Consider the following 23,469-nt stretch of genomic DNA (forward strand, 5'->3'; position numbering starts at 1 on the left):
ACCGCCACCGCGTGTGGCCATCAAATTCCGTCAGGACCTCTCATGACTATGGCAATGCCGAAATTCGGTGTGGGCGCGTCCGCCCATCGCAAGGAAGACAAGCGCCTGGTGCGCGGCGATGGGGCCTACACGGCCGACAAGTCCGTCCCGGGCCAGTTGCATGGCTATGTGCTGCGCTCACCCCATGCCGCGGCCAGCTTCACCTTCGCCGACCTCGAGACGGCGCGCCAGGCGGACGGGGTTCATCTGGTAATGACCGCCAGCGATGTCGCCCATCTCGGCGCGCTGCCGGTGTTCACCGGCGTCACCCAGCCCGACGGCTCGCGCATCGCGCTGCAGCTTGAACCGGTCCTGTGCGATGGCGAGGTCCGCTATGTCGGCGATGCCATCGCCTTCATCGTTGCCGACACGCTGGCCCAGGCGCAGGATGCCGCCGAACTGGTGATGGTCGAGTGGGAGGAACGCCCGGCGCAGACCGACACGGCGACCGCCCTCGAAGACGGGCGGCCCCTGGTGTGGCCGGAGACCGGCAGCAATCGCGCCTTTCGCTTCCAGCTCGGGGACCGCGACAGGACCGAGGCCGCCTTCGCCGGCGCCGACCATGTGGTCACCCTCGACCTCGTCAACAACCGCCTGGCCTCCAACTACATCGAACCGCGCGCCTGTCTCGCCGAGTGGGACGGCGCGGCGGAGAAATTCACCCTGCATGTCGGCTCGCAGGGCGTGCACAGCCTGCGCCGCAGTCTGGCCGACAAGGTGTTCAAGCTCGACCGCGAGGCGATCCGCGTCGTCACTGGTGATGTCGGCGGCGGTTTCGGCACCAAGATGTTCCTGTTCCGGGAATATCCGCTCGCCATGGAGGCGGCCCGCCGGCTTGGCCGACCGGTCAAATGGGTCGGCGACCGCACCGAGCATTTCATGGCGGATTCGCATGGCCGCGACAATGTCGTGACCGCCCGGATGGCGCTCGATGCAAAGGGTCGTTTTCTCGCCGTCAAGGTCGATATGCGCGCCGCCATGGGTGCCTATCTGCATCAGTTCGGCCCCAATATTCCGACGATCGGCGTCACCATGACCACCGGTGTCTATGATATTCCGGCCATGGATGTGAACATCGAGGCCGTTTACACCCACACTGCGCCGGTCGACGCCTATCGCGGTGCCGGGCGGCCCGAGGCGGCGTTCCTGATCGAGCGGCTGGTCGATCATTGTGCCCGCGAGATCGGCATCGACCCGGCGGAACTGCGCCGCCGCAATTTCATCGCGCCCGACAAGTTTCCCTACAAGACGCCCGGCGGACGCAATTACGATGTCGGCGAATTTGACGGCCACATGACCCGCGCCCTCGAGAAAGCCGATGCCGCCGGATTTGACGAGCGCGCCCGCGCCGCCAGGGCTGAAGGCAGGCTGCGCGGCCTCGGCACCGCCGTCTATATCGAGGCCTGCGCCTTCGCCGGCTCCGAGGCGGCCTTCATGGAGCTGACGCCGGACGGTGAGATCGTCCTGCGCATCGGCACCCAGAGCAACGGGCAGGGGCACGAGACCGCCTACAGCCAGTTCATTGCCGACAAGATCGGCATTGATTTCGAGAAGATCATCGTGCGCCAGGGCGACACCGATGAACTGGCGGCCGGCGGCGGCACCGGCGGTTCGCGCTCCATCCCGCTCGGCGGCGTCTCCGTGGCGCGCGCCGCCGACATTCTCGTCGACAAGATCAAGGCGCTGGCGGCCGATCATCTGGAGGCCGCCGCCGCCGATATCGAACTCGTCGACGGTGCGGCGCGCATTGTCGGAACGGACCGGTCGGTTGACTATGCCGCCCTGGCGGCCGCCGCGCCAAGCCCGGAGGCGCGCTCCGCCGACGCCGATGTCCGGCAGGACGAGGCGACCTACCCGAACGGAACGCATGTCTGCGAAGTCGAGATCGACCCGGCGACCGGAGCGCTCGAGATTGTCCGCTACACCGTGGTCGATGATTTCGGCATGACGGTCAATCCGCTGCTGCTGCTCGGCCAGGTGCATGGCGGCATTGTCCAGGGCATCGGCCAGGCGCTCAGCGAGGGCGTCGTTTACGACGCCGACGGCCAGTTGCTGACCGCCAGTTTCATGGACTATGCCATGCCGCGCGCCGGCGACCTGCCATTCTTCGAGTTTGAAACGCGCAATGTGCCCTCAACCACCAATGCGCTCGGCATCAAGGGCGCCGGCGAGGCCGGAACCATCGGCTCCTGTCCGGCGGTGATCAACGCCGTCATCGACGCCCTCGACCGGGCCCGCGGCATCCGCGATATCGAGATGCCGGTCACCCCGCACAAGCTGTGGCAGGCCCTGAACGGCTGATGGCACCCGGACAAGACACGTCCCCGGCGGGGGAGGAGCGCAACGACGACCCGCAGCTCACGCGTGCCCGCCACCCGGCCGGTCCGGCACTGCCGGCTGCCGGCAAAGCCGTGCCGCCGGCGGCCGGCAGCACCGGCGGCACGCGGCCGCTCGTCGGTATCGCGCTGAAACTCCTGTCCGTCACCAGCTTCGTCATCATGGTCACGGTCATCAAGATGACCGGCTCGGCGATGCCCACCGGCGAAATCGTCTTCTTCCGCTCGGCCTTCGCGCTGGTGCCGGTCTTCATCTATCTGGCCATGCGCGGCCAGATGGCCATCGCCTGGCGCACCAGCCGCCCGATCCTGCATCTGGTCCGCGGCCTGGTCGGCGTCAGTGCCATGGGGCTGAGTTTCTACGGCATTGCGCAATTGCCGCTGCCCGACGCCATTGCCATCGGCTATGCCATGCCGCTGCTGACCGTGGTGTTCGCCGCCATCTTTCTCGGCGAGAGCGTGCGTGTGTTCCGCTGGACGGCCGTCGCCATCGGCCTGACCGGCGTGCTGGTCATTTCCTGGCCGCGCCTGACGCTGTTCGAAGCCGGACTTGGCTCGACCGGCGAGGCGCTCGGCGTCATTGCCCTTTTGCTCAGTGCCACCTTTGGCGCCAGCGCCGCCATGCTGGTGCGCCGTCTGACTGTCACCGAGAAAACGCCGACCATCGTCTTGTATTTCTCGCTCAGCGCCGCGATCCTGGCGCTGTTCACCTTTCCCTTCGGCTGGGTGATGCCGGATCTGTACATTTTTTCGCTGATGCTCATTGCTGGCATCTGCGGCGGCCTGGCCCAGATTTTCCTGACCCAGAGCTACCGCCATGCCGATGTCTCGACCATCGCTCCCTTCGAATACGCCTCGATCCTGTTCGGTCTGGCGATCGGCTATCTGCTGTTTGACGAGGTGCCGACGGCCTCGATGCTGATCGGCACTGCCATCGTGGTCGCCGCCGGCATTTTCATTATCCTGCGCGAACACCGCCTCGGGCTCGAGCGCCGCGCCCAGCGCCGCCTCGTCGGTCCGCAAGGCTGATCAGAGACGCGCCCGGGCTAGCCGGCTTGTGATTCGCTCTCCGCGACCTCGCTGTCATCGCTGCCATAGTCCGGATCGGCGCGCGGATCGAGTTCGAGCGCTTGCTGCGTCGTGATCTGCCCGGGCAATGTTGCCTGGAATTCGCCGCGTGCTTCATCCGGCAATTCCTCGCGCCGCGTCATGCGCCAGGCCGCATAGGCCCCGTAGAACGCGAAGAACAGGCCGATAATGACGAAAAATCCGCTCGGCCCGCTCAGATCCATCACCGTACCGGCGATCAGTGGCCCGGCCATGGCGCCGCCGCCATAGACAACCGTCAGCCCGCTTGATACGGCGACGAATTCATCGGCTTCCGCATGGTCATTGGCATGCGCCACATTCAGGGCGTAAATCGGAAACAGCACCGTGCCGAGCAGGAACATGCCGGCAAAGAAGATGGTCCTCGAACTCGTGCCGAGCACGATGATCAGCAGGCAGCTGAACACGCCGATCGCTCCCGCCACGACCATCACCCGCCGCCGGTCCATGCGGTCGGAGGCGCGCCCGAGCGGATACTGGAACACCGCGCCGCCGATCATCGCCAGCGCCAGCATGGTGGCGCCCTCGGTGGTCGAAAGCCCGGTCTGCGTGCCATAGACCGGTGCCAGCCCGTTCCACACTCCGCCGATCAGGCCGGTCGAAAAGGCGCCGACCACCGCTGCCGGTGAACGCCGGAAGAGATGTGGCAGATCAAGCCGTACTTCGGTCAGCGGCTGCGGTGACTGGGCGCTCGACAGCGAGGTCGGCAGGATTGCCAGGGAGAAGATCAGGGCCGCCAGGATGAACAGCCCCGGCAGCATCGGATCGCCGAACGGCACGGCATATTGCCCGACCGTCAGCCCGCCCATCGACAGCATCATGTAGACCGAGAACAGCGCGCCGCGGCTCTCATTGGTGACTTTCTCGTTCAGCCAGCTTTCGATCACCATGTAACCGCCGGCAAGCGCAAATCCGGTCAGTCCGCGCGCCAGGATCCACACGGCCGGATGCACCACCAGCACGTTGAGCAATTGCGCCATCGACAGCAATGTCACCATGACGCCGAAGACGCGCACATGCCCGACGCGCCGCACCAGCCGCGGCGTCACCAGGCAACTGGCCGTAAACGCCACCGCATAGCTCGTCGCAATCAGCGAGATGACCAGCGTCGACCAGCCTTCGCCGACCGCGCGCAGGGGAATGAGGTAGCCCGACAGCCCCGCCGCCACCAGCATGAAGAAGGTGGACAGGAGCAGCGCGCCGACCGGGGCGATGGTGCTCAACATGGTCTCAATTCCCGGTCATTCGAGGGGCGCGGCGAATCTGTTGCCCTGCTCTAGCATCGACAGGGGGGAAGGCGAAGGCCCGGAAACGACAAGGCCGGCCGGTTCGCGACATGTGCGAATCGAATATGCGCGAATCGAATATGTGCTCCAGCCTGCGAAGGCCGAGGATCAGGAGGCCTTCTCGAGCTCAGCCGCCAGCGCCAGGAGATCGGCCCAGGCGAGCTTCGTCCGGTACCTGGAAGTGCAGCACATTTGATGGGGTCAGGGAAATTTGCCTCTGCGAGAGCTGCCCGCCGCGTCAGTGAGCGGTCAGATGCAGGTGCGTTGCCTCCGGCGTTATCGTGACGCTGGTGCGGCGGTAGATGCGGTTGTTTGCGGAGCCATCGAAAAGAGGGATTCCATTTTTTACGATCCGCGGGATGAGACGCAGATAGATTTCGTCCACCTCTCCACTGGCCATTGCAGCCTGTGCGGCGCTTGCCTCGCCGATAATCATCACGTCACGCTCACCGCAGGCTTTACGGGCAGCCGCCAGCGCCGTCATGAAATCCGGCAGAAAATGGAAGGAAATGCACCCGTTCTCAGCGGGGTTCTTTGCAGGTGCCGCGGCAGAGATGACAAAAATGGGAACCTGGTACTCATAGTTTCTGGCAAACCAATCCGGGTCCTCGGCCATCTCGAATGATCTGCGGCTCATCACGACCGCGCCGGTTCGCAAGACCAGAGGCGCAATCAGACCGGCGTCGTGCATTTCATCGACGGGGAAGATGCTGTTGCCGTACTCAACGGCCCAGAATCCGTCGATCGACATTCCCACATCCAGCACGACCGCGCCCATTCTGTAACTCCCAGCGTTTCACCTGTGTGCCTGAAGACCAGCACCGCGTCGCATCGTTCTGTCAGGGCGCGAGGCTCAGATGCCCGCCTCTTCGAGCAGCGCCGAAAGCGTCAGCAGATCGGCCCAGGCGAGCTTCTTCTGCGCCGGCTGGCGCAGCAGATAGGCCGGATGCAGGGTCGGCATCACCGGGATTGACAGTTCGCCGCGCGCGTAGGTCTTCATCTCGCCGCGGATCGACAGGATCCCCTGCCGGGTTTCAAGCAGCGTCTTGCTCGGCACATTTCCCAGAAACATCAGGAATTTCGGCTTCGCCAGCGCGATGTGCCGCTCGGCGAATGGCCGGCACAGCTCGATCTCGTGCGCCGTCGGCGTGCGGTTGCCCGGCGGCCGCCAGTAGATGACATTGGTGATATAGGTCGAATCCCGGTCGCGCCCGATCGCGGCCAGCATGCGGTCGAGCATGCGCCCGGCATCGCCAACAAAGGGCCGCCCCTGCTGATCCTCGTTGCGCCCCGGCGCCTCGCCGACCAGCATCAGGGGGGCCTCCGGATTGCCGTCGGAAAAAACCGTCGATCGCGCCGAATGGCGCAGATTGCAGCCGGTGAACGCCTCGACCGCCGCCTGAAGCTCCTCGACTGTCTGCGCCGCCGCCGCCGCCGCTTGCGCCGCCTCCAGCGCTTCCGCGCCGGGCAGCGTCATTTCGGCTGCCCCGGGCTGCGCAGCCGGGGGGGATGCCGCCGGGCGTGTTGCCTGCGCCTGGCTCGGTCCCGGTCCCTGCGCTCGGGGCGGCGCGGAAGCGCCCGCAGCCGGCATTCCGCGCTGTGGCGGCGCGGCAGGGGCGGCGCGTTGCGCCTGCTGACGGCGCGCTGCTTCCTGGCTTTCGAGATAGCGGTTGACCGGCGCATCCGCCGTTGCGCCATCGATGCCGGCGTCACGGTAAAACAGCATCAGCGCCTCGAGAGCGCTAAGGTCGGGGGAAGGGGCGGGGGCGGTCATGGTCCGGTTCTACGCCAGCCACGCCGCCGGTGCAATCGGCCCCTTTGGCGCAGCCTGCGGCAATGAAACCGCCCCGGACAGGGTGCGACCCGGCCCAGAAAAAGAAACCGCCCGGGGCAGGGTTGTCCCGGCCCAGAAAGAGAAACCGCCCGGGGCAGGGTTGTCCCGGCCCAGAAAGAGAAACCGCCCGGGGCAGGCTTGTCCCGGCCCAGAACAAGAAACCGCCCGGGGCAGGGTTGTCCCGGCCCAGAAAGAGAAACCGCCCGGGGCAGGCTTGTCCCGGCCTAGAACAAGAAACCGCCCGGGGCAGGCTTGTCCCGGCCTAGAACAAGAAACCGCCCGGGAGAGGGTTGTCCCGGCCCAGAAAAAGAAACCGCCCGGGACAGGGTTGTCCCGGGCGGAATTGTCAAAGCTGGATCAGCGCGGACCGGCCGATCAGGCCTGTTCGTCTTCGCCTTCCGAGCCGGCCTCATCGCCAGTTGCATCGCTTTCGCCGGCGGCACCTTCTTCGCCCTCATCGTCGAAATCCGGATCGTGAGCGGCGGCTTCGGCCGCGGCTGCGGCTTCATCCTCGTCGACGCCGTAGATGGCGTCGGCGGAGCTGAGATCCTCGCCCTTCGCCTGGCGTTCGGCCTCATCGGCCGAGCGGGCAACGTTGAATTCGACGGTGACCACCACATCCGGGTGCAGCGCGATGCTGATCTGATGCAGGCCGATGGTCTTGATCGGGGCGTTCAGGTCCACCTGGCTGCGGCCGATCGAGAAGCCGCCTTCGCCGAGCACCGTGACGACGTCGCGCGCCGCGACAGAACCGTACAGCTGGCCGGTCTCGCCAGCCGAGCGGACGACGACGAACGACTTGCCATCGAGATCCTGGGCCACGGTTTCGGCCTGCGACTTGCGCTCATTGTTGCGCGCCTCGAGATCGGCGCGCTGCGCTTCGAAGCGCTGCTTGTTGGCCTCGTTGGCGCGCAGCGCCTTGCCCTGCGGCAGAAGGAAGTTGCGGGCGTAGCCGTCGCGCACCTTGACGGTCTCGCCCATCTGGCCGAGCCGGGCAACGCGTTCGAGAAGAATGACTTGCATGAGAGGTCCTTTCGTTAAAGCGAAGTGTTTGTGTGTCAGGGTTTCGGATCGCGCGGCGTCATCGTCGCCATGCGTCCGGTGGAACTCAGCCCGAAGGCCAGGAAAACGAGAAGCGGCACGGTGAAGATGATCACCGACAGATAGGCCAGCCAGATCGCCGCCAGGCGCCATGGCTTGCCGCGCGTCGCATCGTGCATCAGCGCAAAGCCGGTCAGCGCGAAGCCGGCTCCGAAGGTGCCGACGATCGTCCAGCCGACAAGTTCGAGCATGCCCGGCAGAAAGGTCAGGGCCAGCCCGGCAAGGAACACCCACAGCCCGGTGCGCGGCATGCGCAATTGCGCCGCGAAATCATCGCGCGGCCGCTGCGAGCGCCCGGAAATGCGCACCACCAGCCGCGCCAGGTAATACATCGAGAACAGGAAGCCGACCCAGGTCAGGCCCTGGAACACCGGCAACAGCCGCAGCATCAGGCCCTTCATCTCGCTGATCATGTCGACCGTCAGCGGCATCTCGCTGTTGGCTTCGCCAAACAGCGTCACCAGGGCATCGACCAGTTCGTCGGCCATCGCCGGGCCGTAGCCGATCACCCAGCCCATGACCAGCAGCGCCATGGTCACCAGCGCCGAAATCTGGAACAGGATGTCCGACAGCGGATACCAGGCCATGCGGCCGGGCGGGCCGCCGATTTCCTCGGCGGGACGGGCGAGATTGTTGAGATGCGCGATCCAGGCCGCCGGCCCGAGCGAGGTCAGCGTGGCGCTCAGCGCCACCAGCGGTTCCGACAGGACAGCGATCAGCGCCGCCGCCGTGCCTACCGCGACGATTGCCGCCAGATTGGACCAGCCCATGCCGGCAATCAGCACCGGCAGGCAGGACGAGGCGACGAGCAGGATGGACAGGGTCGAGGGACCGCGCGCCCCGGCAAGCAGCAAGGCTGCGGCAGCGCCGGCGATCAGGCCGACGATCAGGCTGCCGGGAGCCGATATGAGTTTGCCGTTGGGCATGTCGCTGTCCTGCGTGTTGCGCAGTTAGGAGCGTTGCGCTCCAACTCGGTCAAAAATGATCCCGGCATGCGCCGCCGCATGGGGGAAGAGGCGGTCCCGGCGACAGCGCGCCGCCGGGACCGGTAGAACTAGCTGATCACGTAGGGCAGCAGGCCCAGGAAGCGGGCGCGCTTGATGGCACGTGCCAGTTCGCGCTGCTTCTTCTGGCTCACGGCAGTGATGCGCGAGGGCACGATCTTGCCGCGCTCGGACACGTAACGCTGCAGCAGCCGCACGTCCTTGTAATCGATCTTCGGTGCGTTGGCACCGGAGAACGGGCAGGTCTTGCGCCGGCGATGAAACGGGCGGCGCGTCGGGATCTGATTGATATCGACCATTGAGTTGTCTCCTTAATCGCGCGGGCGGCGGTCGCCGCGATCACCACGGTCGCCGCGATCACCGCGGTCGCCACGATCACCACGATCACCGCGATCGCCCCGGTCACCACGATCGCCGCGGTCACCGCCACGGCCACCCCGGCCACGGTCGTCACGCTCACGCTTTTGCAGCATGGCGGACGGGCCTTCTTCGTGTGCATCGACCTTGATGGTGATGAAGCGCAGAATGTCTTCGTTGAAACGCATCTGGCGTTCCATTTCCTGCACGGCTTCCGACGGGGCGTCGATATCCATCAGGGCGTAATGCGCCTTGCGGTTCTTGTTGATCCGGTAGGAGAGGGACTTCAGGCCCCAGTTCTCGATGCGCCCGACTGAGCCGCCACCGCTTTCGATGATTCCCTTGTACGTATTGACAAGGTCATCGACCTGCTGGGCGGACACATCCTGCCGGGCAAGGAACACATGTTCGTAAAGTGCCATTGGCTTGCCTTTCTTGCTGTGTCATCACCCGGATCCGGCGCTAAGCCCCAGCGACTTGTCCTGGCGGCCGGGGCAGGAACCTGCGGGCCGTGCAAGAAAGACGTGTCGGAACGGTCGTGAGCGGAGACACGGGAGGCCGGGACTCTGGTGTCCCTTGCAGGCATTTGCCAGCCCTCCGTTCAGCCACCAGCCAGATGACCGGGTGTTCGAACGAGAGCGCCTATACGCCGAACCGGCGGCAAACGCAAGTGCCCGCGGCGCCGGGCCGGCTCAAAACGGCATCGGAAATTTCCGGTGCAGGCGGGCAATCTCCTTGTGCACCTCCTCGGACAGTTGGACATCGACCGCACCGAGCGCCGTCTCGAGCTGTTCGAGTGTCGTCGCGCCGATGATCACCGAGGTCATGAACGGCCGCGACAGACAAAAGGCCAGCGCCATTTGCGCCGGGTCGAGATCATGCCGGCGCGCCACCTCCAGATAGGCATCGACCGCCGTCTCAGTCTGCGCCGTCCAGCGTCCGCCCAGCTTTTCCGTGCGCGACCGGCGCGAACCTTCCGGAATGACGCCGCCCTGATACTTGCCGGTCAGGATGCCGGCCGCCAGCGGCGAATAGGCCAGGAGCCCGACATCCTCGTGATGCGCCACTTCCGCAAGGTCGAGATCGAAGTGCCGGTACAGAAGATTGTATTCGTTCTGCACCGATGCGGCGCGCGGCAGATCGTGCATCTCGGCCAGCCGCAGCATCTGCATGATGCCCCAGCTGGAATCGTTGGACAGGCCGTAAGCGCGGATCTTGCCGGCCTTGATCGCATCATCGAGGCCGCGCAGCGTGTCGGCGAGATCGTCGAGCATCGCCGCCCCGGTGGCCTGTTTTGACGCGTCGAACCTCCAGTTCTTCCTGAAATGGAACGAGCCGCGATTGGGCCAGTGCAACTGGTACAGATCGATGCAGTCAGTCTTCAGCCGCTTCAGGCTGGCATCCAGCGCCCGGGAAATTGCCGCGCGGCTGATCATCTCGCCGCCGCGAATCCACTCATTGCCTTCGCCGGTGATCTTGCTGGCCAGCACCACATCGCCGCGTTTGCCGCTCTGTTGCAGCCAGCTGCCAATATATTCTTCGGTGCGCCCTTGCGTCTCGGCGCGCAACGGATTGGTCGGATACATCTCGGCGGCGTCGAAGAAGTTGACGCCGGCGGCGACGGCGCGGTCCATCTGGGCATGCGCTTCCGCTTCCGTGTTCTGTTCGCCGAAAGTCATGGTGCCGAGGCAAATTTCGCTGACGCGAAGATCCGTGCGGCCGAGCCTGTTCATTTTCATTGCAGTTCCATCAGTCGTTGATCACGCGGGAAGGGCACCGGGGAGGGGCAGGAAAGAACGCGGCGCGCTCATGAAAGTCACGCCGCACCAGTGCATCGACGCGCCAAAATAGCCACGCCGGCAGCGCGATCAAGCCTTAATCTCAAGGCCATTGGCAACAGCTTGGGCTGCCATTGGCAACAGCTGGGGTTGAGGCCGGCGCCCCTCAGGCGTCTTGATCGTCCCGAACGCGCTCGGCGGCCACCGCCAGGATGATGATCTGCCAAGTGGCCCAGACGGCCGGCCCGCCAATCAGCACGCCGAGCACCGCCTCGACCGGCAGGCTGGTGCCGACAAATCCGAGAAGGGCCCAGAACATCAGCGCGGCGACCAGCCAGATTTCCGATCCGATCAGCACGATGGCGCCGCTGGCTCGCGCCAAAGCGCGCGGCAGGCTGTAGAGCGGCCGCGCATCGATCAGTGGTGGCGAGGAGGGGATGAGGGCAGAGGGACGGGGGTCAACAGGGTCCGGGGCACCCGGCGAGGCAAGCGTCTGCATGGGGATACATCCACAAGATTGCGCTGCTGGAATTGAGCGCTGCGAGCTATAAATGAGAGAGCGCGATGTGGCCTGCAAGAGGGGCCGGCCGTGCACCTTAGAATATTTATTCTCTCATCCACGACAACGAGCCTCGGACGGGACGGCCTTGCGCACGCACGCTTTGCGGAAAAGCGGGTTCCTTCTCCACGGCGGCTTGAAAAGCCTGTCATGGCGCGTCAGGGCATGTGAGCGGCCTGCATGTCCTTGGCGGCGAAATCGATGAGGGTGCGAATTTTTCGCGGCAGGGCGCGGCCTTCGAGGTAAACGGCGCTGACCGGTCCTCCGTCCATGTCGTAATCCTGCAGCAACGGGACGAGGCGGCCGGTCTCCAGCATGTCCGCGATCGCGAAGCGGGGTGCATAGGCGACCCCCATGCCGTTTGCCGCCAGTTCGATTGCGGCCCGGGCCGAGTTGACGTGAAACCGACCACGCACCTGGGCGACGACCTCGCTGCCGTCCTTGCTGAATGCCCAGCGGTGCGGCTGACGCCGGTTCGTATCGACGATGCAGGCGTGCCCGGTGAGTTCGTCCGGCGTCCGCGGTGCCCCGTGCTCACCGATATAGTCGGGATGCGCGACGAGGCAGCTGCGGAAGGAGCCGAGCTTGCGCGTCTTCAGAGACAGGGTCTCTGACACGCCCATCCGGAACGCCAGATCGATGCCGTCGCCGGCCAGGTCGACATAGCGATCATCCAGCCTCAGATCGAACGCCAGATCCGGGTGCTCCTGGGCGAACCGCGCCAGCATGCCGGCCACATACACCTCGCCGAAGGTAACGGGCGCCGAGACCCGGATGATCCCGCTCAGGCCACGCGAGCCTTCCGACACGTTGCTCAGAAGGGCGTCGAGCTCGTCGAGAACAGCCGGCGCCCGGGCGAGAAGATCCGCGCCGGCCGGCGTCAACCCGACCTTCCGGGTGGTCCGCTGCAGCAGGCGAGTGCCCAGCCGGGCCTCCAGCTCGGCCACATATTTCGAGGTCAGGCGGTTCGAGACCCCGAGCTGCTCCGCCCCTGCGGTGAAGGAGCCGGTTCGCGCCGTGGCCACGAAGGCCTTGAGTTCGTCGACAATGTCCATGCTCAGTCCTTTTAAGAACAAAATCACGATAGTCATTCCATAACATCGTCATTTTATGGAGGATGGGAAAGGCCTATCTTCGCGCCAGTAACAAGCCCATCGGCTTTCTCAGCATCCAGTCGGCTCTGTTTTCGGTCATGGGGACCGGGATCGCGCCGCGCTGGCAATTGTCTCAAACGCCCTGACCGGAGTATCCGACATGACCACCCAGACCCAGACCGACTACGCAGCCGCTGCCCTTCGCATCTCGACGGGCATCCTCTTCCTCGCCCATGGCTGGATGAAGGTGAGCGTCTTCACCATCCCCGGCACCGTCGCTTTCTTCGAAAGCCTCGGCCTGCCCGGTGTTTTCGCCTACCTCACGATCATCGCCGAGCTGGCCGGCGGCGCCGCCCTGGTCCTCGGCATCGGCACCCGCGTCGTATCAATCGCGCTGATCCCTGTCCTTCTCGGGGCCACCTGGGCGCATTCCGGCTTCGGCTGGAGCTTTTCGGGCGAAGGCGGCGGCTGGGAATACCCGCTGTTCTGGACCGTGGTGCAAGGCGTTGTTGCCGTTCTCGGGCGCGGAGCCTTCGCGCTGCGCGTGCCCGAGCTCGACCGACGCCTCGGCCAGTTCGCCTGATCCATCCGCTTCACCCCGGCCCGGCAGCTTTCGGGCCGGACCCCTTCTCAGGCGCCACCCCCCGCCCCCGGGGGGGGGCGCCACACCCTCACGAAAGGACAAGCCATGTCGGTGACCCGCAAGCTCGAGATCCTCAAGCAAGGTCTCGACCGCTCCGAGCGGATGCCCCTGGTCTTTCTCGGCCACGGCAGTCCGATGAACATCATCGAAGATACCGACTACACCCGCGCCTGGTCGGAGCTGGGCCGCAGCCTGCCACGCCCGAAAGCGATCCTCGTCGTCTCCGCGCACTGGATGACCCGCGAGACCACGCTGGTCGATGTCTCCCGGATGCCGCGGACCATCCATGACTTCTACGGTTTTCCCGAGGCGCTCTACCAGGAGCAATACCCGGCCCACGGCGCGCCCGATCTCGCCCGCCAGGTAACGGCATTGCTGGCCAGCCACCACGCGCAGGAGGATGACACCTGGGGTCTCGATCACGGCGCCTGGGCCGTGCTCAAGTTTCTCTACCCGGAGGCGGATGTCCCTGTTTTCCAGGTCTCGATCGACATGAGCCAAGACCTCGAGCACCAGCTGTCGGTCGGCCGTGCCCTGTCCGAGCTTCGCGACCGCGGCGTGCTGATCCTCGGCTCCGGCAACGTGGTGCACAACCTCCGCGCCATGCGCCCCGGCGGCGCACCGCAGGACTTCGCAATCGAGTTCGACGCGCTCTTTGCCGACCGGCTGTCGGACCGCGACTTTGCCGCGCTCGCCAACCGCCGCGACCTTGGCACTCTCCTGTCCGCCGCCCATCCGACCGTGGATCACTATCTCCCCGCACTCACGGTTGCAGGTGCCTCGGACGAGAAGGACGAGCTGACGTTCATGACCGATGCCATCGATCTCGGTTCGGTGTCGATGCGCTCATTTGTGTTCCACGCCGCCTGAGGCTGGTGGATTCTCAGGCGTACGCACGCCCCGCCCCTGGGGCGCGAATTCAGGCTGCCGCAGTGTGGACAAATCCGCTCATCGCCCCAGATGAAATTTGCGCAGACGGGCGGCAGGCGCGCTCGGCATCGTCTTCCAGTTATCGCGGATGGACGCCGGTTCGGGTATCATGGAGCAGCCGCGTTGCGCGAGGAGCCGGTCAACCGGGGCGCCGTCCCCGGTTGTCGGCTGGCTGACGCAATGATCAACGCCGATCCGGGAACCGGTAGCGGCGCGCAAACTTGACAGGCATAGCGGGATTGGTGAACACAGCCCGCAACGCAAAAGGGCAGGAGACAACATGGCGCGGACATTCATCTTTCCCGGCCAGGGAAGCCAGGCGGTTGGCATGGGCCGCGACCTTGCGGCGAAATTCCCCGAGGCGCGAGCCGTCTTCGAAGAGGTTGACCACGGCCTGCATCAAAGCCTGTCGCATCTGATGTTCGAAGGCCCGGTCGACAAGCTGGTCCTCACCGCCAATGCCCAGCCGGCCCTCATGGCCGTCTCGATGGCGGTAATGCGCGTTGTCGAGGCGCGCGGCCACAAGCTGGCAGACCTTGCCGACTACGTCGCCGGCCATTCGCTTGGCGAATATTCGGCCCTGTGCGCCGCCGGTACCTTCTCGCTGGCTGACGCGGCCCGCCTGCTGCGCATCCGCGGCAACGCCATGCAATCGGCGGTGCCCGCCGGCGAGGGCGCCATGGCCGCCATTATCGGGCTCGAGGCGGACGAGGTGATCGCCGCCTGCGACGAGGCCAGCGAAGGGGCCAGCGTCTGCCAGATCGCCAATGACAATGGCGGCGGGCAACTGGTCATTTCCGGCCTGACGCCGGCCGTCGAACACGCTGCCCGCATCTGCACGGAAAAGGGTGCCAAGCGCGCCGTGATGTTGCCGGTCTCCGCCCCCTTTCATTCCGAACTGATGCAGCCGGCCGCCGAGCGCATCCGCGACGCACTGGCCGATATCGAGATGAAGGATCCGGTCGTGCCGCTGGTCTCCAACGTCGAGGCCACTGCCGTCAGTGACGCCGAGCGCATCCGCCAGTTGCTCGTCGAGCAGGTGACCGGCCGCGTGCGCTGGGCCGAGAGCGTCAGCTGGCTCGCCGCCAATGGTGTCGACACGTTGGTCGAGGTCGGTGCCGGCAGGGTGCTGTCCGGGCTGGCGCGGCGCATCGATCGCAATCTGGCCACCGTCGCTCTCGGCACGCCGGCCGACATCGACGCTTTCCTCGCCAGCCTGGATGATGGCTGACGCGCCGCTCTCACCACGCATTTTCAGCACCGAGAAGGATTGTTCGCATGTTCAAACTGACCGGCCGCAAGGCGCTTGTCACCGGAGCCTCTGGCGGAATCGGCGAGGCCGTGGCGCGCGCGCTGCATGCCCAGGGCGCCGTCGTTGCCCTGCATGGCACGCGCGTCGAGAAGCTCGAGGCGCTGGCCGCCGATCTCGGTGACAACTGCCATGTGATGGCCGCCAACCTGTCCGACCGCGCCGAGGTTGCCGCCCTGGGCAAACGCGCCGAACAGGAGCTTGAGGGCCTCGACATCCTCGTCAACAATGCCGGCATCACGCGCGATGGCCTGTTCGTGCGCATGACCGACGACAACTGGGATGATGTGCTGGAGGTCGATCTCGGCTCCGTCTTCCGGCTCACCCGGGAGATCGTGCACCCGATGATGCGCCGCCGTCATGGCCGCATCATCAACATCACCTCGGTGGTCGGCGTCACCGGCAATCCCGGCCAGGCCAATTACTGCGCCGCCAAGGCCGGCATGATCGGCATGTCGAAAAGCCTGGCGGCGGAAATTGCCAGCCGCAATGTCACCGTCAATTGCGTCGCCCCCGGCTTCATCGAATCGGCAATGACCGACAAGCTCAACGACAAGCAGCGCGGCGCCATCATGGGAGCGATCCCGATGGGCCGAATGGGCTCGGGCGACGAGATCGCCGCCGCCGTTGCCTTCCTGGCTGCCGATGAGGCCGCCTACATCACCGGCCAGACGGTGCATGTCAACGGCGGCATGGCGATGATCTGATACCGGGCAAAGCCTTGTGCCATCGGCCTTTGCGGTGCGTTTCGGTATTTTCGGCTTTGCCACATTTGAAATCCGTGCTAGGTCCCGCCGGCTTGCAAAAGGCGGTGGCCAGAGCAGGTAAAGGACGGGCGACGGCAGTGAAGAATCCACAATTTTCCGCCGCTCGGAGGGTGTCGAACAAGAAAAATCGGCGCCGATCTTGATTAGCAATGCCGACGCCGATAAACGGCGTCATGGAAACTGGACGGTCGACCTCGGGGGCGTCGTCCGCAAAACATGGAACGCCTGCGCCGATAAGCGGCGTCTGGACAACATGCACAGGTTGAGGAAACCGTTATGAGCGATATCGCAGACCGCGTGAAGAAAATCGTGATCGAGCACCTTGGCGTTGAGGAAGAGAAAGTCACCGAAAGCGCAAGCTTCATCGACGATCTCGGCGCGGATTCGCTCGACACCGTCGAACTGGTCATGGCGTTCGAAGAAGAATTCGGCATCGAGATTCCCGATGACGCCGCCGACACGATCCTCACCGTCGGCGACGCCGTGAAGTTCATCGAGAAGGCGCAGGCCTGATCGTGCCGGCCGCCGGCGGGCCAAGCCCGTTGCCGGCGGTGTGGCCTCGTCGCTGCGCGCCTGACGCAGGTGTCATGCTGCAGCGATGGGCCGGAGGCGCCACAGCGCCATCCGGCAGCGGGACCTTCCAGGATCTGACAAGATGCGACGCGTTGTAATCACCGGAACCGGCCTTGTCACGCCCATGGGCTGCGGCACGGACATTTCCTGGTCGCGGCTGATCGGCGGCGAGAGCGGGATCCGGCGGATCACCAATTTCGAAGTTGACGATCTTGCGGCCCAGATTGCCGGGCAATTGCCGCGCGACCCATCGGCCGAAGGGGCTTACAACCCCGATGACTGGATGGAGCCGAAAGAGCAACGCAAGGTCGATCCCTACATCATCTACGGTGTCGCCGCTGCCGAGCTGGCATTGCGCGATGCCGGTTGGCAGCCGCAAACCGATGCCGACCAGATCGCCACCGGCGTGCTGATCGGATCCGGCGTTGGCGGTCTCGAGGGCATCGTCGAGGCTGGCTACACGCTGCGCGACAAGGGTGCGCGGCGCATTTCCCCGTTCTTCATTCCCGGCCGGCTGATCAATCTGATCTCCGGTCATGTTTCGATCCGCCACAAATTGCGCGGCCCGAACCATTCGGTGGTTACCGCCTGCTCCACCGGCGCGCATGCCATTGGCGACGCGGCGCGGCTGATTATCTGGGGCGACGCCGACGTGATGGTGGCCGGCGGCGCCGAATCGCCGGTCAGCCGCATCGGACTGGCCGGCTTTGCCGCCTGCAAGGCGCTGTCGACCAGCTACAATGATCGCCCGGGCCAGGCCTCACGCCCCTATGACCGGGACCGCGACGGCTTTGTCATGGGTGAGGGGGCCGGTGTTGTCGTCCTCGAAGAGCTCGAACACGCCCGGGCCCGCGGCGCCACTATCCTCGCCGAAGTTGTCGGCTATGGCCTGTCCGGCGATGCCTTTCACATCACCGCCCCGGCGGAAGATGGAGACGGCGCCTACCGCTGCATGCAGATGGCCCTCAACCGCGCCGGCGTCGGTGTCGATGAGATCGACTACATCAATGCGCACGGCACATCGACCATGGCCGATACCATCGAACTGGCGGCTGTCGAACGTTTGGTCGGAGACGCGGCGTCGAAGATCTCGATGTCATCGACCAAATCGGCCACCGGTCACCTGCTTGGTGCCGCCGGCGCCATCGAGGCGATTTTCGCGGCGCTTGCCATCCGCGACAATGTCGTGCCACCGACGCTCAACCTCGACAATCCCGAGGTCGAGACGCCGATCGACCTTGTTCCCAAGGTGGCGCGCAAGCGCCAGGTCGATATCGCCGTGTCGAATTCCTTCGGTTTTGGCGGGACCAATGCCTCCCTGGTGCTGCGGCGCGTTGACTTGTAACGCCCCTGTCGCAGTCTTTCCGAACTGTTGATGCGTGTGTCGCGGCCGGCCTTCCGCTCCAGGCGATAGGGGTGGACAAGGCAGGTGAAATCGGCTTTTTGCCACATTGCTTTGGAATCTGGCCGGGGCAGCGAATCGAGGGAATGACGTGAACGACGGCGATCATCAACGCAACGATACCTTTGGGCGGGGCGGCCATGGCGACGGGCCGATCGTGCCGCTCTCGCCGTCTCAGGCCTTGAAGCCGGAACAGGTTCCACCCCCGCCGACGCGCTCGCGCCGGGCCCGCAGCCAGGTGGTGATCTTTCTCAATTTCGTCATGACCCTGACGATCCTCGTCGCCATCGCCGCCATCGGTATTTTCTGGTACGGCAAGGCGCAGTTCGAAGGGCCGGGTCCGCTCGATCAGACGACGGCGTTCATGGTGCCTGAGGGCGCCGGCTTCAACCAGGTCGCCGCCGGTCTCGAACAGCGCGGCATCATATCCGATCAGCGCATTTTCAAGGTTGCCGGCAAGACGGTGCTCGGCGATGACACCATCAAGGCCGGCGAATACGAGATCCGCGCCAATGCCTCGATGGCGCAGATTCTCGAGCAGATGCGCGCCGGCAAGTCGATCCTTCACACCCTGACCATTCCCGAGGGCTTCACCACCGCACAGGTGATCGAGCGCATCAAGGCGCACGACATGCTCGAGGGCGAGCTGCCCGCCGAACTGCCGGCCGAGGGCGACCTGCTGCCCGAGACCTACAAATTCAGCCGCGGCACGGAGCGCGCCGACATCCTGCGCCAGATGCAGCGCGGCCAGCAGCGCGCTCTCGACCAGATCTGGGCGCGCCGCGCCCCCGACCTGCCGCTGAAATCGAAGGAGGAACTGGTCATCCTTGCCTCGATCGTCGAGAAGGAAACGGCGCGCGCCGACGAACGTCCGCATGTCGCCTCGGTGTTCTTCAACCGCCTCGAGCGGGGAATGCGCCTGCAGTCGGATCCCACGGTGATCTACGGTGTCTTCGGTGGCGAGGGCAAACCCTCCGACCGACCGATCTACAAGTCGGATCTCGAGAAGGAAACGCCCTACAACACCTATGTCATCAGCGGCCTGCCGCCGACGCCGATCGCCAATCCCGGCCGCGAATCGATGGAAGCCGTCGCCAATCCCTCGCGCACCAAGGATCTCTATTTTGTCGCCGACGGCTATGGCGGCCACGCCTTTGCCGAAACGCTCGACGAGCACAATCGCAATGTCGCCCGCTGGCGCCGCCTTGTCGCCAAGCAGGAAGCCGAGGCAGCCCGCCAGGCCGCGGCGGCAGCCGAACGGGATGAGGCCCCGGCCGAATAGCTTTTCGTGCTGGCTTGACAGGTCGGCGCGCGCGCCGGGGTGAACGGGCCAGGCCGGCGCGCTCACCCGCCTCATTGGGGGAAACGAGATGGCGATACAGTCGATGACGGGCTTTGCCCGCGCCCGGTGCGCCGATGCCAGCAATGCCTATGTCTGGGAAATCCGGTCCGTCAACGGCAAGGGGCTGGACATCCGACTGCGCCTGCCACCCGGCCTGGAGCATCTCGAACCTGAGATCCGCAAGAAACTCGGCTCTGCCTTTGCGCGCGGCAATCTGCAGGTCAGTCTCGCCATTGCCGAGGGCGGCCAGGCGCTGGAAGCCGTGATCAACGAGGCGGCGCTGGAAAGTGTTCTGGCCCTGGTTGACCGGCTCTCCAGCCGTATCGATGCCGCGCCGCCACGTCTTGACGGCCTTCTCAATATCCGCGGCATGGTCGAATTGCGCGAGCCGGCGCTTGATGACGAGGCGCGCGGGCGGCGCGATGCGGCGCTCGGTGCCGGACTGGATGAGGCCATCACCGCGTTGAGCGAGGGCCGCCAGCAGGAGGGCGCCGCCCTCGTCGCGGTTCTTCAGGATCAGCTTGAACGGGTGGCGGCTCTCGTCGAGGCGGTGGAAAACAGCCCCGCGCGTACGCCCGAAGCCATTCGCGCGCGGTTGGCGGATCAACTCGCTGCCCTGCTTGACGCCGGTGCGGCGCTCGATCCCGACCGGCTCGCCATGGAGGCCGCCTTGCTCGCCACCAAGGCCGATCTGCGCGAGGAGATCGATCGTCTGAAGGCGCATGTCACAGCCGCGCGGGCTCTTCTCGCCGGCTCCGGCCCGGTCGGGCGGCGCCTTGATTTCCTGGCGCAGGAGTTCAATCGCGAAACCAACACCATCTGCTCGAAATCGAACGCCGCCGCCGTTACCGCGATCGGACTTGATTTGAAGGTGCTCATCGATCAGTTTCGCGAACAGATTCAGAACCTGGAGTGACCATGTCCGGCCCGACGACTGCCTCTCTGCCTTCCAGCCGCATCAAGCGTCGGGGGCTGATGCTCGTCTTGTCCTCGCCCTCGGGGGCCGGCAAGTCGACGATAGCCCGCAACCTTCTCGAGACCGACACCCAGCTCAGCCTGTCGGTCAGCGTCACCACCCGGCCCAAGCGCGCCAGCGAGATCGAGGGCGTGCACTACGAGTTCCTCTCGGCGCGTGAATTTGAGCGCATGCGCGCCAATGACGAACTCCTGGAGTGGGCCGAAGTGCATGGCAATTTCTACGGCACGCCGCGCGAGGCGGCCGAGCGCGCCATGGCCGAGGGGCGCGACATGCTGTTCGACATCGACTGGCAGGGGGCTTTGCAATTGCAGGAAAAGATGACCGCCGACGTGGTCTCCATCTTCATCCTGCCGCCCTCGATGGCCGAGCTGCGCGCCCGCCTCAACCGCCGCGCCGAGGATGCCGAGGACGTCATCGAGCGGCGCCTGAAAAATGCCCGGCTGGAGATAGAGCACTGGCGCGAATACGACTATTGCGTCGTCAACGACGATCTTGGACGCGCCTTTTCCGCCTGCCAGGCCATCGTGCAGTCCGAACGTCTGCGCCGCGACCGCCGGCCCGGCCTGTTCGAATTCGTCTCCGACCTGCTCAACGAGACCTAGTGTCCTGATCCTCGCAGCCGGCATCCTGACCGGCTTTCAAAGCCGTTGCGGATCGGCACCCATCGCCGCCGCGATCGCCGCGAAGTCACCGCGACTGACGCGCAGCCGCCCGGAGCGGAAGGCGCCACCCCAGTTGTTGCCGAGCAGACGCGTCACATCGAGCGCTGAAAGCAGCGGCCGGATTTCCGCCTGCCGCGCCTCGGGAACGTAATCGACATCGACCCGCCACGGCGAAAAATCATCGCCCGCTTCTACCTGGTAGGCCCGCGCCGAGGTGACCTGGCCGAGCGCCGTGAAGGCCTGCACCGCCGCGCCGCCGTCCAGCGCCGTGCGCGGCGAGTAATAGGCGATCCAGTCCCCTTGCTGCAGCGCCTGCACGGCGCTTTTCCGGCCGTGGCCAAGCTGCGCAAAGCCCCCTTCGACCCCGCGTTGCACGTGATCGCGGCTGGCGACACAGATCCAGTACTGGTGCATGCGGACCGCTTCCTCCTGCGCCCTGCCTCTATCCCGAAGTGCCGGCCTGCGCATCAAGGCACCGGGCCAGCGTGCAGAACTCGGCGATGCTGAGCGTTTCCGCACGCCGCTGCGGATCGATCTCAGCCGCATTCAGGAGGCGCTCGCCGCCAACCGGCTTCAGGCTCTGGCGCAGCATCTTGCGGCGCTGACCGAAGGCGGCCTGCGTGATCCGCTCCAGCGATGCCAGCTGACAGGGCAGGCGCTCGCGCCGCGGCTCGAGATGCACCACCGACGAGGTCACCTTCGGCGGCGGGTGAAAGGCCTGCGGCGAGATGTCGAACAGGATCTCCGCGTGTGTCAGCCAGCCGGCCAGCACGCCGAGGCGGCCATAGTGCTTGTCCCCCGCCGCTGCGACAATGCGCTGCCCGACTTCCTTCTGGAACATCAGTGTCATCGAGCTCCAGAACGGCGTGCCGGCATCCGCCGTCAGCCAGTTGAGCAGCAATTGCGTGCCGATATTATAGGGCAGATTGGCGACGATCTTCACCGGCAAGTCGTCTTCGCCTCCGGACCGGGCGGCGGCAAGCGCCGCCAGATCGGTGCTCAGCGCATCGGCTTCGATGATCTCCAGCCGGCCGGGATAATGCGCGGCGATCTCGCCGAGCGCCGGCAGGCAGCGCCGGTCCCGCTCGATCGCAATCACGCGCTCCGCCCCCTCGGCAAGCAAGGCCCTGGTCAGGCCGCCCGGTCCGGGACCGATCTCGATCACCAGTGCACCGGCCAGCGGGCCGGCGGAGCGGGCGATCTTCTGTGTCAGGTTGAGATCGAAGAGAAAGTTCTGCCCAAGCGCTTTGACGGCGGTCAGCCCGTGCGCCGCCGCCACCTCCCGCAACGGCGGCAATCCGTCAAAGGCAAGGCTCATGCATCCCCCGCAACACGGCGCCCGGATTGTGCCGCTGCCATCTGTCCCGCAAGCCGAAGGGCGGCAATCAGGCTGTCCGGGCGCGCATCACCGCTGCCCGCCAGGCTGAAGGCCGTGCCATGGTCCGGCGAGGTGCGGATGAACGGCAGGCCGAGCGTCGCATTGACGCCGTCGTGAAATCCAAGGGTTTTGGCCGGGATCAGCGCCTGATCGTGATACATGCACACCGCTGCATCATAGCTGGCGCGCGCCTCCGGATGAAACATCGTATCGGCCGGCAGCGGGCCGATGGCCTGCACCCCGAGGGCGCGCAGCTGGCGCACCGCCGGCAGGACGATCTCGCCATCCTCATCGCCAAGAGCGCCACTTTCTCCGGCATGCGGATTGAGGCCGGAAACTGCCAGACGCGGCGCGGCGATTCCGAACCGGGCCTTAAGCTCGCGGGCAATGATCTGCCCGGTCTCGACGATGGCCTCGGTCGTCAGCTGCCCCGTAACCTCTTTCAGCGGAATGTGGATGGTCACCGGCGCCACTTTCAGCTGGCTGTTGACCAGCAGCATCACCGGCCGCACCGTGCGCCTGAGATGCTCGGCGGCCAGCGCCGCGAGAAATTCCGTATGGCCGGGAAACAGAAACCCGGCATCATAGAGCACCGCCTTGGCGATCGGAGCCGTCACCACGCCATCGGCATCGCCGGTCAGCGTCAGCCGCACGGCCTGGCGGATCGCCTCGATCGTGGCGGAGGCATTATCGGTGTTGGGCTGGCCCGGGCGGGCCGGCCTGGCGCAGCGCACCGGCAGGACGGGGAGGGCGGCCGCAAAATGCGCGTCGGCCGCCGCCGCCGCCTCGATTTCGATGAGCGGCAACTCGACATCAAGCAAGGCGGCGCGGTCCCGCAATACCGCCGGATCGCCGATGACAAAGAATGCGGCGATGTCCGCCTCGCGCCGCTGCAGCCAGGCGCCGATGGCAATGTCCGGGCCGATCCCGGCAGGATCGCCCATGCTCAGTGCCAGCGCCATGCCGCACTCCCTTGAGCGGGTTCCGGC

24 protein-coding genes are annotated in these 23,469 nt (G+C 65.6%); 11 read left to right on the forward strand and 13 right to left on the reverse strand.

Translation table 11 applies throughout. The annotated features are described in order from the left end of the window. The first annotated feature begins 42 nt into the window (after window positions 1-42). Window positions 43-2,340: a xanthine dehydrogenase family protein molybdopterin-binding subunit gene (locus KY465_RS15490; RefSeq protein WP_219203009.1), complete on the forward strand. Its 2,298-nt coding sequence runs from the start codon at window positions 43-45 to the stop codon at window positions 2,338-2,340. Beyond that, a complete protein-coding gene (locus KY465_RS15495; RefSeq protein ID WP_219203010.1) occupies window positions 2,340-3,404 on the forward strand; it encodes a DMT family transporter in 1,065 nt (354 codons plus the stop codon). Before KY465_RS15490 ends, KY465_RS15495 begins: the two co-directional genes overlap by 1 nt. A gap of 17 nt (window positions 3,405-3,421) precedes the next feature. Here the strand turns inward: KY465_RS15495 and KY465_RS15500 are convergent, their stop codons facing one another. From KY465_RS15500 to KY465_RS15545, 10 genes are all read right to left on the reverse strand, one after another. Continuing rightward, entirely contained in the window at window positions 3,422-4,708 is a 1,287-nt protein-coding gene (locus tag KY465_RS15500) for an MFS transporter (RefSeq protein ID WP_219203011.1), read from the reverse strand. 298 nt (window positions 4,709-5,006) lie between these two features. Then, complete coding sequence (locus tag KY465_RS15505; RefSeq protein WP_219203012.1) at window positions 5,007-5,546, reverse strand: dihydrofolate reductase family protein; 540 nt, start codon at window positions 5,544-5,546, stop codon at window positions 5,007-5,009. A 75-nt stretch (window positions 5,547-5,621) separates the two neighbouring features. Beyond that, a complete protein-coding gene (locus KY465_RS15510; RefSeq protein WP_219203013.1) occupies window positions 5,622-6,542 on the reverse strand; it encodes a uracil-DNA glycosylase in 921 nt (306 codons plus the stop codon). A 435-nt stretch (window positions 6,543-6,977) separates the two neighbouring features. After that, window positions 6,978-7,625 (reverse strand): 50S ribosomal protein L9, encoded by a 648-nt coding sequence (rplI, locus tag KY465_RS15515; protein ID WP_219203014.1) that lies wholly within the window; start codon window positions 7,623-7,625, stop codon window positions 6,978-6,980. 35 nt (window positions 7,626-7,660) lie between these two features. Beyond that, on the reverse strand, window positions 7,661-8,629 hold the full coding sequence (locus KY465_RS15520; protein WP_219203015.1) for a YybS family protein: 969 nt from the start codon (window positions 8,627-8,629) through the stop codon (window positions 7,661-7,663). 128 nt (window positions 8,630-8,757) lie between these two features. Then, window positions 8,758-9,006 (reverse strand): 30S ribosomal protein S18, encoded by a 249-nt coding sequence (rpsR, locus tag KY465_RS15525; RefSeq protein WP_219203016.1) that lies wholly within the window; start codon window positions 9,004-9,006, stop codon window positions 8,758-8,760. A gap of 12 nt (window positions 9,007-9,018) precedes the next feature. Further along, entirely contained in the window at window positions 9,019-9,486 is a 468-nt protein-coding gene (gene rpsF, locus KY465_RS15530; RefSeq protein WP_219203017.1) for a 30S ribosomal protein S6, read from the reverse strand. Between the two features lie 270 nt (window positions 9,487-9,756). Then, a complete protein-coding gene (locus tag KY465_RS15535; protein ID WP_219203018.1) occupies window positions 9,757-10,803 on the reverse strand; it encodes an aldo/keto reductase in 1,047 nt (348 codons plus the stop codon). Between the two features lie 205 nt (window positions 10,804-11,008). Next, the gene (locus KY465_RS15540) at window positions 11,009-11,341 is read right to left on the reverse strand and encodes a hypothetical protein (RefSeq protein ID WP_219203019.1); all 333 of its coding nucleotides are present in this window, start codon (window positions 11,339-11,341) and stop codon (window positions 11,009-11,011) included. A 218-nt stretch (window positions 11,342-11,559) separates the two neighbouring features. Continuing rightward, window positions 11,560-12,456 (reverse strand): LysR family transcriptional regulator, encoded by an 897-nt coding sequence (locus tag KY465_RS15545; RefSeq protein ID WP_219203020.1) that lies wholly within the window; start codon window positions 12,454-12,456, stop codon window positions 11,560-11,562. A 199-nt stretch (window positions 12,457-12,655) separates the two neighbouring features. Between KY465_RS15545 and KY465_RS15550 the strand changes: the two genes are divergently transcribed. From KY465_RS15550 to gmk, 9 genes are all read left to right on the forward strand, one after another. After that, window positions 12,656-13,078, forward strand: a complete 423-nt coding sequence (locus KY465_RS15550; protein ID WP_219203021.1) for a DoxX family protein — start codon at window positions 12,656-12,658, stop codon at window positions 13,076-13,078. A 105-nt stretch (window positions 13,079-13,183) separates the two neighbouring features. After that, window positions 13,184-14,008 carry a 4,5-DOPA-extradiol-dioxygenase gene (gene ygiD, locus KY465_RS15555; RefSeq protein WP_219203022.1) on the forward strand — a complete coding sequence of 275 codons (825 nt, stop codon included), beginning with the start codon at window positions 13,184-13,186 and terminating at the stop codon, window positions 14,006-14,008. 340 nt (window positions 14,009-14,348) lie between these two features. Continuing rightward, a complete protein-coding gene (gene fabD / locus KY465_RS15560; RefSeq protein WP_219203023.1) occupies window positions 14,349-15,299 on the forward strand; it encodes an ACP S-malonyltransferase in 951 nt (316 codons plus the stop codon). 47 nt (window positions 15,300-15,346) lie between these two features. Beyond that, a complete protein-coding gene (gene fabG, locus KY465_RS15565) occupies window positions 15,347-16,084 on the forward strand; it encodes a 3-oxoacyl-[acyl-carrier-protein] reductase (protein ID WP_219203024.1) in 738 nt (245 codons plus the stop codon). A 336-nt stretch (window positions 16,085-16,420) separates the two neighbouring features. After that, entirely contained in the window at window positions 16,421-16,657 is a 237-nt protein-coding gene (locus tag KY465_RS15570) for an acyl carrier protein (RefSeq protein ID WP_219203025.1), read from the forward strand. Window positions 16,658-16,799: 142 nt separating this feature from the next. Beyond that, on the forward strand, window positions 16,800-18,062 hold the full coding sequence (gene fabF, locus KY465_RS15575) for a beta-ketoacyl-ACP synthase II (RefSeq protein ID WP_219203026.1): 1,263 nt from the start codon (window positions 16,800-16,802) through the stop codon (window positions 18,060-18,062). A gap of 148 nt (window positions 18,063-18,210) precedes the next feature. After that, a complete protein-coding gene (mltG, locus tag KY465_RS15580; RefSeq protein ID WP_219203027.1) occupies window positions 18,211-19,401 on the forward strand; it encodes an endolytic transglycosylase MltG in 1,191 nt (396 codons plus the stop codon). Between the two features lie 88 nt (window positions 19,402-19,489). Next, window positions 19,490-20,377 carry a YicC/YloC family endoribonuclease gene (locus KY465_RS15585; RefSeq protein ID WP_219203028.1) on the forward strand — a complete coding sequence of 296 codons (888 nt, stop codon included), beginning with the start codon at window positions 19,490-19,492 and terminating at the stop codon, window positions 20,375-20,377. 2 nt (window positions 20,378-20,379) lie between these two features. Beyond that, window positions 20,380-21,042: a guanylate kinase gene (gene gmk, locus KY465_RS15590; RefSeq protein ID WP_219203029.1), complete on the forward strand. Its 663-nt coding sequence runs from the start codon at window positions 20,380-20,382 to the stop codon at window positions 21,040-21,042. A gap of 36 nt (window positions 21,043-21,078) precedes the next feature. Here the strand turns inward: gmk and KY465_RS15595 are convergent, their stop codons facing one another. The 3 genes from KY465_RS15595 to pdxA are packed head-to-tail and all read right to left on the reverse strand — an operon-like array spanning window position 21,079 to window position 23,442. Beyond that, window positions 21,079-21,516 carry an EVE domain-containing protein gene (locus KY465_RS15595; RefSeq protein WP_219203030.1) on the reverse strand — a complete coding sequence of 146 codons (438 nt, stop codon included), beginning with the start codon at window positions 21,514-21,516 and terminating at the stop codon, window positions 21,079-21,081. A gap of 28 nt (window positions 21,517-21,544) precedes the next feature. Then, on the reverse strand, window positions 21,545-22,420 hold the full coding sequence (rsmA, locus tag KY465_RS15600; RefSeq protein ID WP_219203031.1) for a 16S rRNA (adenine(1518)-N(6)/adenine(1519)-N(6))-dimethyltransferase RsmA: 876 nt from the start codon (window positions 22,418-22,420) through the stop codon (window positions 21,545-21,547). After that, complete coding sequence (pdxA, locus tag KY465_RS15605; protein WP_219203032.1) at window positions 22,417-23,442, reverse strand: 4-hydroxythreonine-4-phosphate dehydrogenase PdxA; 1,026 nt, start codon at window positions 23,440-23,442, stop codon at window positions 22,417-22,419. Before pdxA ends, rsmA begins: the two co-directional genes overlap by 4 nt. Between the last annotated feature and the right edge of the window lie 27 nt (window positions 23,443-23,469).

It is taken from the genome of Neohoeflea coraliihabitans (genome assembly GCF_019334345.1).
Lineage (GTDB): Bacteria > Pseudomonadota > Alphaproteobacteria > Rhizobiales > Rhizobiaceae > Pseudohoeflea > Pseudohoeflea coraliihabitans.

Bases quoted from the DNA above. Each gene is read 5' to 3' on its own strand.
- KY465_RS15495 (WP_219203010.1), top strand. From the start codon at position 2,340: ATGGCACCCGGACAAGACACGTCCCCGGCGGGGGAGGAGCGCAACGAC.
- fabD (WP_219203023.1), top strand. From the start codon at position 14,349: ATGGCGCGGACATTCATCTTTCCCGGCCAGGGAAGCCAGGCGGTTGGC.
- pdxA (WP_219203032.1), bottom strand. From the start codon at position 23,442: ATGGCGCTGGCACTGAGCATGGGCGATCCTGCCGGGATCGGCCCGGAC.
- fabF (WP_219203026.1), top strand. From the start codon at position 16,800: ATGCGACGCGTTGTAATCACCGGAACCGGCCTTGTCACGCCCATGGGC.
- rpsR (WP_219203016.1), bottom strand. From the start codon at position 9,006: ATGGTCGATATCAATCAGATCCCGACGCGCCGCCCGTTTCATCGCCGG.
- rsmA (WP_219203031.1), bottom strand. From the start codon at position 22,420: ATGAGCCTTGCCTTTGACGGATTGCCGCCGTTGCGGGAGGTGGCGGCG.
- KY465_RS15505 (WP_219203012.1), bottom strand. From the start codon at position 5,546: ATGGGCGCGGTCGTGCTGGATGTGGGAATGTCGATCGACGGATTCTGG.
- KY465_RS15540 (WP_219203019.1), bottom strand. From the start codon at position 11,341: ATGCAGACGCTTGCCTCGCCGGGTGCCCCGGACCCTGTTGACCCCCGT.
- KY465_RS15535 (WP_219203018.1), bottom strand. From the start codon at position 10,803: ATGAAAATGAACAGGCTCGGCCGCACGGATCTTCGCGTCAGCGAAATT.
- fabG (WP_219203024.1), top strand. From the start codon at position 15,347: ATGTTCAAACTGACCGGCCGCAAGGCGCTTGTCACCGGAGCCTCTGGC.
- KY465_RS15585 (WP_219203028.1), top strand. From the start codon at position 19,490: ATGGCGATACAGTCGATGACGGGCTTTGCCCGCGCCCGGTGCGCCGAT.
- KY465_RS15545 (WP_219203020.1), bottom strand. From the start codon at position 12,456: ATGGACATTGTCGACGAACTCAAGGCCTTCGTGGCCACGGCGCGAACC.
- gmk (WP_219203029.1), top strand. From the start codon at position 20,380: ATGTCCGGCCCGACGACTGCCTCTCTGCCTTCCAGCCGCATCAAGCGT.
- KY465_RS15570 (WP_219203025.1), top strand. From the start codon at position 16,421: ATGAGCGATATCGCAGACCGCGTGAAGAAAATCGTGATCGAGCACCTT.
- rpsF (WP_219203017.1), bottom strand. From the start codon at position 9,486: ATGGCACTTTACGAACATGTGTTCCTTGCCCGGCAGGATGTGTCCGCC.
- KY465_RS15490 (WP_219203009.1), top strand. From the start codon at position 43: ATGACTATGGCAATGCCGAAATTCGGTGTGGGCGCGTCCGCCCATCGC.
- KY465_RS15510 (WP_219203013.1), bottom strand. From the start codon at position 6,542: ATGACCGCCCCCGCCCCTTCCCCCGACCTTAGCGCTCTCGAGGCGCTG.
- KY465_RS15550 (WP_219203021.1), top strand. From the start codon at position 12,656: ATGACCACCCAGACCCAGACCGACTACGCAGCCGCTGCCCTTCGCATC.
- rplI (WP_219203014.1), bottom strand. From the start codon at position 7,625: ATGCAAGTCATTCTTCTCGAACGCGTTGCCCGGCTCGGCCAGATGGGC.
- KY465_RS15520 (WP_219203015.1), bottom strand. From the start codon at position 8,629: ATGCCCAACGGCAAACTCATATCGGCTCCCGGCAGCCTGATCGTCGGC.
- KY465_RS15500 (WP_219203011.1), bottom strand. From the start codon at position 4,708: ATGTTGAGCACCATCGCCCCGGTCGGCGCGCTGCTCCTGTCCACCTTC.
- KY465_RS15595 (WP_219203030.1), bottom strand. From the start codon at position 21,516: ATGCACCAGTACTGGATCTGTGTCGCCAGCCGCGATCACGTGCAACGC.
- ygiD (WP_219203022.1), top strand. From the start codon at position 13,184: ATGTCGGTGACCCGCAAGCTCGAGATCCTCAAGCAAGGTCTCGACCGC.